The 11,600-nt window shown below is 71.6% G+C and carries 10 protein-coding genes and 1 pseudogene; 4 read left to right on the top strand and 7 right to left on the bottom strand.

Annotated elements, in window-relative coordinates; genetic code table 11:
• From DVH02_RS27800 to DVH02_RS27790, 3 genes and pseudogenes are all read left to right on the top strand, one after another.
• Positions 1 to 284, top strand: a pseudogene (locus DVH02_RS27800) (hypothetical protein); the annotation flags it as partial.
• Positions 281 to 703, top strand: coding sequence for a DUF4439 domain-containing protein (locus DVH02_RS27795; protein WP_114626610.1), 423 nt, complete (start codon positions 281 to 283; stop codon positions 701 to 703). The pseudogene DVH02_RS27800 and the gene DVH02_RS27795, both read left to right, overlap by 4 nt.
• 32 nt (positions 704 to 735) lie before the next feature.
• Positions 736 to 1,647 (top strand): aminoglycoside phosphotransferase family protein, encoded by a 912-nt coding sequence (locus DVH02_RS27790; RefSeq protein WP_114626609.1) that lies wholly within the window; start codon positions 736 to 738, stop codon positions 1,645 to 1,647.
• A 63-nt stretch (positions 1,648 to 1,710) separates the two neighbouring features.
• Here the strand turns inward: DVH02_RS27790 and DVH02_RS27785 are convergent, their stop codons facing one another.
• The 7 genes from DVH02_RS27785 to DVH02_RS27755 all read right to left on the bottom strand — a co-directional run bounded on the left by DVH02_RS27785 (position 1,711) and on the right by DVH02_RS27755 (position 9,878).
• Positions 1,711 to 3,402, bottom strand: coding sequence for a proline--tRNA ligase (locus tag DVH02_RS27785; protein ID WP_114626608.1), 1,692 nt, complete (start codon positions 3,400 to 3,402; stop codon positions 1,711 to 1,713).
• Positions 3,403 to 3,476: 74 nt separating this feature from the next.
• A complete protein-coding gene (locus tag DVH02_RS27780; protein ID WP_114626607.1) occupies positions 3,477 to 4,058 on the bottom strand; it encodes a GNAT family N-acetyltransferase in 582 nt (193 codons plus the stop codon).
• A 25-nt stretch (positions 4,059 to 4,083) separates the two neighbouring features.
• Positions 4,084 to 4,929, bottom strand: coding sequence for a GNAT family N-acetyltransferase (locus DVH02_RS27775; RefSeq protein WP_199566440.1), 846 nt, complete (start codon positions 4,927 to 4,929; stop codon positions 4,084 to 4,086).
• Positions 4,930 to 5,148: 219 nt separating this feature from the next.
• A complete protein-coding gene (gene ispG, locus DVH02_RS27770) occupies positions 5,149 to 6,303 on the bottom strand; it encodes a flavodoxin-dependent (E)-4-hydroxy-3-methylbut-2-enyl-diphosphate synthase (RefSeq protein ID WP_114626605.1) in 1,155 nt (384 codons plus the stop codon).
• A 183-nt stretch (positions 6,304 to 6,486) separates the two neighbouring features.
• Positions 6,487 to 7,788, bottom strand: a complete 1,302-nt coding sequence (locus DVH02_RS27765) for a M50 family metallopeptidase (protein ID WP_114626604.1) — start codon at positions 7,786 to 7,788, stop codon at positions 6,487 to 6,489.
• Positions 7,785 to 9,059, bottom strand: a complete 1,275-nt coding sequence (gene dxr / locus DVH02_RS27760; RefSeq protein ID WP_199566439.1) for a 1-deoxy-D-xylulose-5-phosphate reductoisomerase — start codon at positions 9,057 to 9,059, stop codon at positions 7,785 to 7,787. Before dxr ends, DVH02_RS27765 begins: the two co-directional genes overlap by 4 nt.
• Before the next feature lie 87 nt (positions 9,060 to 9,146).
• Positions 9,147 to 9,878: a hypothetical protein gene (locus DVH02_RS27755; RefSeq protein ID WP_114626602.1), complete on the bottom strand. Its 732-nt coding sequence runs from the start codon at positions 9,876 to 9,878 to the stop codon at positions 9,147 to 9,149.
• A 279-nt stretch (positions 9,879 to 10,157) separates the two neighbouring features.
• Between DVH02_RS27755 and DVH02_RS27750 the strand changes: the two genes are divergently transcribed.
• A complete protein-coding gene (locus DVH02_RS27750) occupies positions 10,158 to 11,312 on the top strand; it encodes a glycoside hydrolase family 64 protein (protein WP_114626611.1) in 1,155 nt (384 codons plus the stop codon).
• Positions 11,313 to 11,600 lie beyond the last annotated feature (288 nt).

Here is an 11,600-nt window from a genome sequence, read left to right as displayed (position 1 = left end):
GGGAAGCGGAAAACCCTTCCGCCTCGCCCGCCACCTCCGCCCCGCCGTCCCCCGCCGCCTCTTCTTCCTCTCCTTCCCCGTCGCCCACGCTGGCGGGCGCGCCGGCCGTCGCCCCCGAACCGGCGGCGGCGCTCAAGGCGCTGGCCGCCGCCGAGCGCCGTACGAGCGACGCGCACACCGGCGCACTGGCCACGGCCTCCCCCGAACTGGCGCGGCTGCTGGCCTCGTTGGCCGCCGCCAACGCCGCCCACGCCTATCTGCTGACCGAAGGAGCCCGCCCGTGACCACCCGTGCGCTGGCCGCCGCGCAGGCGGCGCTCGCCGCGGAACACGCCGTCGTGTACGGGTACGGCGTCGTCGGCGGCCGGATCGACGACGCCCGCCGCGCCGAGGCCACCACCGCCCACGCGGCCCACCGCGTCCGGCGCGACGCCCTGGCCAGGACCGTGCGCGACCTGGGCGGCAGGCCCGCGGCAGCGGCGGCGGCGTACGCCCTGCCGTTCGCCGTGCCGGACGCGCCCGCCGCCGTACGGCTGGCCGCCGAGCTGGAGGACCGGGTCGCGGGCGCCTACGCCGATCTGGTCAGGGCCGCCGAGGGGCCGCTGCGCCGCGAGGCGGCGGGCGGGCTGCGGGAGGCGGCGGTGCGCGCGGTGCGCTGGCGCGGCGGCGGCGTAGCCTTTCCTGGGCTCGCCGAGCGCGCGTGAGCCGCTGAACGCCGAAGGGGAACGACGCACGTATGGGTTTCGAACCGCCGCGACGACTGGTGCGCTCGCTCGCCGAGAAGTACGGGGAGCCACCCGCCGCCGCGTGGCTCGGGCAGCTGTCCGAGGCCACCGGGGAGGCGGTCGCCCGGCGCGGCCTCGACGTCGAGCGGCTCGTCGCCCCGGGCGGCAGGAGCGCGCTGCTGCTCCTGGTGCGCCGGCCCGACGGCTCCCCCGCCACGCTCAAGGTCGCGCCGGGGTTCGCGGGCCCCGGCCCGGAACGTGCCGCGCTCGCGTGCTGGCACGGGTGGGGCGCGGTGCGGCTCCTCGACGACACGGCGGCGCCGGACGGCGCGCTGCTGCTGGAGCGGCTGCACCCGGAGATCTCGCTGCGCTCGCTGCCGGAGGCGAAGGCGCTGCTGGAGGCGGCCGACACGGTGCGCAAGCTGTGGGTCGAGCCGCCGGCCGGGCACGCGTTCGAGACGGTGGCGGAGCGGACGGCCCGTCAGGCGGAGCCTTTGCGGGCGTCTTCGGGCGACGAGCCCTTCGCACCGCTCGTCTCCGCCGCGCTGGCCGCCCGCGACGAGCTGTGCGCCGACGCCTCGGCGGGGCGGGCGGTGCTGCTGCACGGCGCCTTCCGGCAGGGCAAGGTCCTGGCAGGCGACCGCGCGCCCTGGCTCGCGGTGGGGCCCGAGCCGCTGGTCGGTGAGCGCGCCTACGATCTGGCCCGGCTGGCCCGGGACCGGGTGGAGGATCTCGTCGCCTCCGACGCCGGTGCCTCCTCGGCCCGCCGTCGGCTCAACCGGCTGGCCGACTCGCTGGATCTGGACCGGGAGCGGCTGCGCGGCTGGACGCTCTTCCGCGCGGTGGAGTCGGGCGTCCGGGCCTGGCGGGCGGAGCGTCGGCAGAGCGCGGAGCTGCTGCTGGAGTACGCGGGCTGGCTCTGAGGGAACGCGGCGGGGGCGGGGGGAGGGCTCGTACGCCGTACCCCCGCCCCCGCACCGGCTGTCTCAGGCGGTCAGGCGCGCGACGGCCTCCGCGACCGTCAGCTCCTCGCGCTCACCCGTGCGGCGGTCCTTCAGCTCGACCACGCCGTCGGCGGAGCGGCGCCCGGCGACCAGGATCTTCGGGACGCCGATCAGCTCGGCGTCCGTGAACTTCACGCCGGGCGAGACGCCGGGGCGCTCGTCGACCAGCACCCGCAGTCCGGCCGCCGCGAGCTGCTCGGACACGTCGACCGCCAGCTCCGTCTGGAGCGCCTTGCCCGCGGCGACGACGTGGACGTCGGCCGGGGCGATCTCCCGGGGCCAGCACAGGCCCTGCTCGTCGGCGGTCTGCTCGGCGATCGCGGCGACGGCGCGCGAGACGCCGATGCCGTACGAGCCCATGGTCACCCGGACGGGCTTGCCCTGCTGGCCGAGGACGTCGAGCTGGAAGGTGTCGGCGTACTTGCGGCCGAGCTGGAAGATGTGGCCGATCTCGATGGCGCGGTCGAGGTTGAGGCCGGTGCCGCAGGCGGGGCAGGGGTCGCCCGCCTCGACGACGACGACGTCCAGGTAGTCGTCGACCTCGAAGTCACGGCCGACGACGACGTCGCGCGCGTGCGTGTCGGGCTTGTTGGCACCGGTGACCCAGGCCGTGCCGGGCGCGACGCGCGGGTCGGCGATGTAGCGGATCTTCAGGCCCTGGGGACCGACGTAGCCGCGTACGAGATCGGGCCGGTCCTCGAAGTCCTCGGCCGTCACCAGCTCCACGACGGCGGGGGCGAGGTGCTCGCCGAGCTTGCCGAGGTCCACCTCGCGGTCGCCGGGCACGCCCACGGCGGTGATCTCGCCGTCGACCTTGACCAGCAGGTTCTTCAGCGTGGCGGAGGCGGGCACGCCGAGGTGGGCGGCGAGTGTCTCGATGGTCGGCGTGTCGGGGGTGTCCAGCTCCTCGACCGGTCCGTGCTCGACGGTCTCGGCCACCGCCCCCTGGAAGGTCACGGCCTCGGTGTTGGCCGCGTAGTCGCAGTTCGGGCAGTCCGCGAAGGTGTCCTCGCCCGCGCCGGCCGGGGCCAGGAACTCCTCGGAGTCCGAACCGCCCATCGCGCCGGAGACCGCCGAGACGATCCGATAGTCGAGGCCGATGCGCGTGAAGATCTTCTGATAGGCGGCGCGGTGCAGCGCGTACGACTCGGCCAGGCCCTCGTCGGTGGTGTCGAAGGAGTACGAGTCCTTCATCTGGAACTCGCGGCCGCGCAGCACGCCGGAGCGGGGGCGGGCCTCGTCGCGGTACTTCGTCTGGATCTGGTAGAGCATCACCGGCAGGTCCTTGTAGGACGTGCACTGGTCCTTGACGACCTGGGTGAAGATCTCCTCGTGCGTGGGGCCGAGCAGATAGTCGCCGCCCTTGCGGTCCTTCAGGCGGAACAGCAGGTCGCCGTACTCGTCCCAGCGCCCGCTCGCCTCGTACGGCTCCTTGGGCAGCAGCGCGGGCAGCAGCACCTCCTGCGCGCCGATCGCGTCCATCTCCTCGCGGACGACGCGGGAGATGTTGTCGAGGACCTTCTTGCCCAGCGGCAGCCAGCTCCACAGACCGGCGGACGTACGGCGGACGTATCCGGCGCGGACGAGCAGCTTGTGGCTGAGGGTCTCGGCGTCCGCCGGGTCGTCGCGCAATGTCTTGGCCATCAAACGGGACATGCGCTGGACCTGGGACATGGGGAGCACTCCTGCGTTCTGCGTTCTCTCGGCTGTTGTGTGGAGGTTAGCCGGGGCCCGGGGGCAGGCGGAAATCAGATTCCCCCCGCACGCGGCCCGCGCAGCGGCAGGGGCGCGCCCATCACGGCGTACGGCTTGGGCGCGCTGGGGAAGTGGACGCGGCGGGCGAGATCCTGGTAGCCGAGCGACCGGTACATCCGGCGGGCCGGGCTCTCGATGTCGATGGCGGACAGGATCGAGCGGGGCTGGGCGGCACTGTCCGTGATGGTGGTGATCAGGGTGCGGCCGATGCCCCGGGCCTGGTACGCGGGGTGCACATGCAGCTCGGTGATCACGAAGGACTCGTCGAGCCAGCCGTCGGCGCCGGTGACGCGCAGATACGGCTCCACCACGGTGGACCACCAGTGGGCGCGGTCGTTGGGCATCCCGTACACGAATCCGACGAGCCTGCCCTCCGCGGTGGTCGCGCCGAGGGCGCGGCAGCCGGGCTGGAGGAGGTGGCGCAGGACGATGTGGCGGCGTACGTCGATCTCTTCCTCGCTGAGTCCGAAGGCGAGGGCCTGGACGGCGAGCGCCTCGTCCACGCGGGCGGCGAGATCGACGGGGCCCACCTGTACCTCGGGGGTCCCTGGGCTGTCCCCTGGAATGCTCGGCATGGGCGGAACCCTACGGTGGGAACGGTCAGAACAGCACGCTCGTGAAGGCTCCCACTTCGCGGAAGCCGACGCGGCGGTAGGCGGCCCTGGCGGGGGTGTTGTAGTCGTTGACGTACAGGCTGACCACGGGGGCGACGTCGGCCAGCGCGTACCGCACGACGGCGGCCATACCGGACTCGGACAGCCCCTGGCCCCGGTGGGCGGGGTCGACCCACACGCCCTGGATCTGGCAGGCCTGCCGGGTGGCGGCGCCGATCTCGGCCTTGAAGAGGACCCGGCCGTCCTCGATTCGCGCAAATGACCGACCGGCGCCCACCAGTTCTGCCACCCGCGCCTGGTAGAGGAGCCCGCCGTCACCGGCGAGGGGCGAGACGCCGACCTCCTCGGTGAACATCGCCACGCAGGCGGGCATGATCACTTCGAGTTCGTCCTTGCGGATGCGGCGGACGAAGGGGTCGGGCGCTATCTCGGGGGAGAGCTGCTCGGTGACCATCAGCGGCTGGTGGGAGCGGACCTCGCGGGCCGGTCCCCAGCTGGGCTCCAGCAGCCGCCAGAGCCGGGTGGTGGCCTCGGCGGGGCCCACGATCGAGGAGCAGCGGCGGCCGGTCCTGCGGGCGCGGTCGGCGAAGGCGCGCACGGCCTCGGGGGTGGCGCAGATGGGGACGAGGTTGGCTCCGGCGTAACAGAGCGAGCGCAGCCGCCCGTCCGCGTACCAGCCCCACATCTCACCGCCGAGCCGCCAGGGATCGAGCCCCGCGACCTGCACGCGTGCTGTCACGAAGGCGTTGGCGACGGGTTCGCTCTCCAGGATGGCGAGCGCGGCGCCGAGTTCGCTGGGTTCGAGGACCCGGGTGGTGGTCTGCGTCAACACGAGGGGGCCTCACCGTACGACTGCTGATCTCCGCACTGTACCTGCCGACTCTGTGGTACGCCGCTCGCGGGCGGGTGCGTGCGGAACGGGGAAGGTCCCGGGCCTGCGCCCGGAGGGGCGGTGGCCGCGGGACCCTGCTGTGCTGTCCGTCCAGTGGTGTCATGCCCGCGCCCGGTCGGTGGCCGGGGCGGGGACTGCCGATGTCGGCCGACGGGAACTTCAGCTGACGGAGACCTCGGGCTCGCCGGAGGCGATGCCGTCCTTCTCCATCTGTTCGGCGATCTTCATGGCCTCGTCGATGAGGGTCTCCACGATCTTCGACTCGGGAACGGTCTTGATGACCTCGCCCTTCACGAAGATCTGGCCCTTGCCGTTGCCGGAGGCGACCCCGAGGTCTGCCTCGCGCGCCTCACCGGGACCGTTGACCACACAGCCCATGACGGCGACCCGCAGCGGGACCTCCATGCCCTCCAGACCCGCCGTGACCTCCTCCGCCAGCTTGTACACATCCACCTGGGCCCGGCCGCACGAGGGGCACGAGACGATCTCCAGCCGGCGCGGCTTCAGGTTCAGCGACTCCAGGATCTGGATGCCGACCTTGACCTCCTCCGCCGGCGGCGCCGACAGCGAGACCCGGATCGTGTCCCCGATGCCCTCGCTCAGCAGCGCGCCGAAGGCCACCGCCGACTTGATGGTGCCCTGGAACGCGGGACCCGCCTCGGTCACGCCCAGGTGGAGCGGGTAGTCGGACTGCGCCGCGAGCTGACGGTAGGCGTTCACCATGATCACCGGGTCGTTGTGCTTCACCGAGATCTTGATGTCGCGGAAGCCGTGCTCCTCGAAGAGCGACGCCTCCCACAGGGCCGACTCCACGAGCGCCTCGGGTGTCGCCTTGCCGTACTTGCGCAGCAGCCGCGCGTCCAGCGATCCCGCGTTGACCCCGATACGGATCGGCGTGCCCGCGTCGCCGGCCGCCTTCGCGATCTCCTTGACCTTGTCGTCGAACTGCTTGATGTTCCCCGGGTTCACCCGGACCGCCGCGCATCCGGCGTCGATCGCCGCGAACACGTACTTGGGCTGGAAGTGGATGTCCGCGATCACCGGGATCTGCGACTTCCGCGCGATCACCGACAGGGCGTCGGCGTCGTCCTGCGTCGGACAGGCCACGCGGACGATCTGGCAGCCCGACGCCGTCAACTCCGCGATCTGCTGCAACGTCGCACCGATGTCCGACGTCCGCGTCGTCGTCATCGACTGCACCGACACCGGCGCGTCCCCGCCGACCGCCACCGACCCGACCTGGATCTGGCGGCTGACCCTTCGGTCTGCGAGCTTCGTCGGAACGGACGGCATTCCGAGAGAAATTGCGGTCATCTGCTGTGCAACCCCAAGGTGTGGATCGAGGTCCCGGGAACGGCGGGCTCCGGTCTCCGAGATTACGCCACCGTGCGCGACGGGGGCACATCCTCGCGAAAACTCCACCCAAAGGTAAGCGGCCGGACACGAATCGTGCCCGACCGCGTGAACCGGTGGAAATCAGCGGGCCCTGTCCCCGCGTCAGCTGATCTTGACGGGGTTGAAGACGTCGGCGACGAGGACGAGCAGGGTGAAGCAGACGAAGATCCCCGCCACCACGTAGGCGACCGGCATCAGCTTCGCCACGTCGAAGGGGCCCGGGTCGGGCCGCTTGAAGACCCGGGCGAACCCGCGCCGTACGGACTCCCAGATCGCGCCCGCCATGTGGCCGCCGTCGAGGGGCAGCAGCGGCAGCATGTTGAAGAGGAAGAGCGAGAGGTTGAAGCCGGCGAGCAGGAACAGCATCATCGCGATCTGGTTCTGCGCCGGGATGTCCAGGGCCATCACCTCGCCGCCGATGCGGGCGGCGCCGACCACACCGACCGGTGAGTCGTCCTTGCGCGGTCCGTCACCGAACGCCGCGCTCCAGAGATCCGGGATCTTGGAGGGGAGGGCGATGATCGAGTCGACACCGTTCTCGAACATGTCGCCCATCCGGCCGACGGAGTCGCCGAAGGAGAGCGGGACGATCTCGGTCGCGGCGGCGAAGCCGAGGTAGCCGGCGGGCACGTACTTGTCCGGGACGACCTCGCCCTGGGAGTCCTTCTCGGCGACCATGTTCTTGGCGAGGGTGGCGTGCAGCACCCGCTCGGACCCGTCGCGGTCGACGGTGATGGCGGCCGGGCCGATCGTCCTGCGGATGAGGTCGGAGAGCGTCGACCAGTCGGCGACCCGCTGTCCGTTGAAGGCGACGATCCGGTCGCCCTTCTTGAGCCCGGCGGCCTGCGCCGGGGAGACCGGGTCGTCCTTCGCGCAGGTGTCGCGCTTCTCGCTCTGCGCGATCACACACTTCTGCACACCGGCGACCTGGGTGGTCTGGGTCTGGAACCCGAAGCTCATCGCGACGCTCATGAAGATCACGGTGGCGAGGACGAGGTTCATGAAGGGGCCCGCGAACATCACGATCACGCGCTTCCACGGCTTGCGCGTGTAGAAGAGGCGCTTCTCGTCGCCCGGCTCCAGCTCCTCGTAGGCGGCGGAGCGCGCGTCCTCTATCATTCCGCGCCACGGCGAGGTGGACCGTGCCTCGATCCGGCCGTCGGCGCCCGGCGGGAACATGCCGATCATGCGGATGTACCCGCCCATCGGGATCGCCTTGATCCCGTACTCCGTTTCGCCCTTCTTGCGTGACCAGATGGTCGGCCCGAAACCGACCATGTACTGGGGTACGCGGATGCCGAACATCTTGGCCGTGGAGAGGTGGCCGAGTTCGTGCCAGGCGATGGAGAAGAGCAGCCCCACGACAAAGACCACAATGCCGAGGACCGTCAACAGAATCGTCATGCGCGAGCCTCCGCGGGCTGTTCTTCAGTGAATTTCGCTGCCGTCGCGCGGGCCAGCGCCCGCGCCCAGGTCTCTGCTTCCAGGACGTCCGCGACGGTGAGCGAGGCTCCCGTACGAGGGCTGCCGTGTGCGGCGACGACCTCGGTGACCGTATCCATGATGCCGTTGAACGGCAGCCGGCCCGCCAGGAACGCGTCGACGCACTCCTCGTTCGCGGCGTTGAAGACCGCCGGGGCCGTGCCGCCGAGCGCGCCGACGTGCCTGGCGAGCCCCACGGAGGGGAACGCCTCGGTGTCCAGCGGGAAGAACTCCCAGGTCGACGCCTTGGTCCAGTCGAAGGCGGGCGCGGCGTCCGGCACCCGCTCCGGCCAGCCGAGGCCGATGGCGATCGGCCCGCGCATGTCGGGCGGGGTCGCCTGGGCCAGGGTCGAACCGTCGTTGTATTCCACCATCGAGTGAACATACGACTGAGGGTGGACGACCACCTCAATCCGTTCGAAGGGAATGTCGTAGAGAAGATGAGCCTCGATCACTTCGAGGCCCTTGTTGACGAGGGTCGCGGAGTTGACCGTGATCACCGGGCCCATGGCCCAGGTGGGGTGCGCGAGGGCCTCCTCGCGGGTGACCGACGCCAGCTCCGCGCGGGTACGGCCGCGGAAGGGCCCGCCGGAGGCCGTCACCACCAGCTTGCGCACATCGGCCCGGGTACCGGCGGCCAGCGCCTGGAAGAGCGCGGCGTGCTCGGAGTCGACCGGGATGATCTGACCGGGCTCGGCGAGTGCCTTGACCAGCGGGCCGCCGACGATCAGCGACTCCTTGTTGGCCAGCGCGAGCGTACGGCCTGCCGTGAGGGCGGCCAGGGTGGGGGCGAGTCCGATGGAGCCGGTGATGCCGTTGAGCACGGTGTGGCAGTCGGACGCCGCCAGCTCGGTGGCGGCGTCGGGACCGGCGAGGATCTCCGGGAGCGGCTCCGCCGCCCCGTACCGCGCCGCGAGCGCCTCCCGCAGTTCGGGCACCGCGTCCTCGCGCGCGACCGCGACGGTACGGACCCGTAGCCGCCACGCCTGCTCGGCGAGCAGGGCGACGCGTCCACCCGCGGCGGAGAGCGCGGTGACGCGGAAACGGTCGGGGTTGCGCAGGACCAGGTCGATGGCCTGCGTGCCGATGGATCCGGTGGAGCCGAGGACCACGATGTCCCGGCGGCCTTCGGTGGGATCGAAGGCGATATGCGGATCGGCGAGAGGGGCTGGGCTGTCGCTCATGCCCCCCATTCTTGCCCCATCGTCGAGCCGCGCGGACAGCGCGCCCCCGCGGGTGTCCCCGTGCGCCGTCCGGTGCGGACCTCTTCGGGGGCCGGTTCACCGCTCCGGGCGGAACTTCTCCCACTGCGCGCGGACGATTTCCTCCGGTACTCCCCCGATATCCCGGGTCCCGGTGATCTCGGCCCGGAACGAGAGCGTCGTGGAGCCCGACCGTACGACGGTCAGATATTCATAAAGCTTGAGCTTCCCTTTGACGTCGAGGATCGTGAAGCGGTACGCGGCGGCCTCGTCGCCCACCCGGGGCGCCGTGACCGGCTCCGCCTTCGGATACGTCGCGCGGGCCACCGCCCGCTCCTCGGTGAACCCGTCCGCGCACGCGCGCTCCGCCCGGCCGAGGGCCTTCATGACGCCTTTCGCCCCCTGGCCCGGGTAGGAACGCAGCTGTACGGCGACGGTCGGGCCGAGCGTCTCGCCCGGAACGTCGACCCTGCGGTGGACCTCGGCGGCGGGCGTGAACGCGGTGGCCCCCGCGGCGAGGCTGACGAAGGGCTGGCAGACGGCGGGCGTGGCGGTGTAGTTCTCGCCGAGCGGCACGCCGAGGCTGTACTCGGAGGCGGTGTACTTCCCGATCCGCTCGCCCTCCGTGAAGGAGGCGGCGATGAGCCGGGCCCGAGCCAGCGGGGCGGCGCCGGTCGCGGTGGCGGAGGCGGAGGGCCGACCGGCCTTCCCGTCGCCGTGCTCCCGGTCCCCCGCGCCGCATCCGGCTCCCCCGAGGACCACCGCCCCGGCCGCCGTCCACACGGCCACTCTGCGTCCGGCCCGGACCATTCGTACCCCCGTCGTGGGTTCAGCGCGCCCGGTGATCGCGCGCGGCTCGTCGATTGTGCGTCATGCGGGGCGCGGGGTCACCGACCGTGGGCTCGCCCGCGTCGCGACCGCCGCCCTTACCTGCATCGGCAGATTGGTCTGGACTTATTGACAGGGCTGCCGCGTGCCCCGATTCTGAGAGCGCTCTCAGTAGCTCGATTCCATCCCCACTGGAAGCACCTCCCGAGGAGGAGAGCCGTGCCCCCCATCAGACAGTTGCTGGCATCCCTCGCCGCCGCCATGGTCCTCTCGACCGGATTCACGGCCGCCGGGCCCGCGGCCACCGCACAGGCCGCCGTGCCGTCGACCATCCCGCTCACGATCAAGAACAGCTCCGCCCGCGGCGAGCAGGTGTACATCTACAACATCGGAACGCTGCTCTCGACCGGCCAGCAGGGCTGGGCCGACGCGAACGGCACGTTCCACGCCTGGCCGACCGGCGGGAATCCGCCGACTCCCGCGCCCGACGCGTCGATCGCCGGGCCCGCCAACGGGCAGTCGAAGACCATCCGGATGCCGCAGTTCTCCGGCCGCGTGTACTTCTCGTACGGGCAGAAGCTGGACTTCCGGCTGACCACCGGCGGACTCGTGCAGCCCGCGGTGCAGAACCCGTCCGACCCGAACAGGAACATCCTGTTCAACTGGACGGAGTACACGCTCAACGGCTCCGGGCTGTGGATCAACAGCACGCAGGTGGACATGTTCTCCGCGCCGTACGCCGTCGGCGTCAAGGCCCCGAACGGCACCACCACCAACGCGGGCCATCTCAAGGCGGGCGGCTACAACAGCTTCTTCAGCGCGCTCAGGAGCCAGTCGGGCGGCTGGGCCAATCTGATCCAGACGCGGGCGGACGGCACCGTCCTGCGCGCCCTCGCGCCGGGCTACGGCGTCGAGACGGGTGCGCTGCCCGCCTCGGTGATGAACGACTACATCAACCGTGTGTGGAGCAAGTACGCGAGTTCGACGCTGACGGTGACGCCGTTCGGCGACCAGCCGAACACCAAGTACTTCGGCCGGGTCTCCGGCAACGTCATGAACTTCACGAACAGCGCGGGCGCCGTCGTCACCTCGTTCCAGAAGCCCGACGCCGCAAGCGTCTTCGGCTGCCACAGGCTGCTGGACGCGCCGAACGACCTCGTACGCGGTCCCATCTCCCGCACCCTGTGCGCGGGGTACAACCGCACCACGCTGCTGACCAACGCCAACCAGCCCGACACCAGCTCCGCGGGCTTCTACCAGGACGGCGTGACCAACCAGTACGCGAAGGCCATCCACGCCCAGATGGCCGACGGCAAGGCCTACGCCTTCGCCTTCGACGACGTCGGCAACCACGAGTCGCTCGTGCACCACGGCGACCCGCAGGAAGCGTTCATCACGCTCGACCCGTTCAGCTGAGCCGCCCCACCCGCTCCTGGGCCCGGCCGGAATCGCAGCTCGATGCCGCGATCTCCCGGCCGGGCCACTTTTTCGTAGAGCGCGTGCCGTCCCCCGCAGGGGTATGTCCCTGTTTCCTCGCACCGGTACGGGAGAGCGCCCCCACGCAGCTGGTCTGTCCGCGGTGCCGGGCGGAGACCCAGGGCGGCGCGTTCTGCCCGGACTGCGGCCACCAGCGGCGCCGCCCGGGGCACTTACGCGGCACACGTACGCGCCCCGGGCGGGCGGCGGCGCCGCGGGGTCAGCGGA

It is taken from the genome of Streptomyces corynorhini (genome assembly GCF_003346515.1).
Lineage (GTDB): Bacteria > Actinomycetota > Actinomycetes > Streptomycetales > Streptomycetaceae > Streptomyces > Streptomyces corynorhini.
Note: the sequence above shows the minus strand (reverse complement) of the source record. Positions and strands in the feature narration are given on the sequence as shown.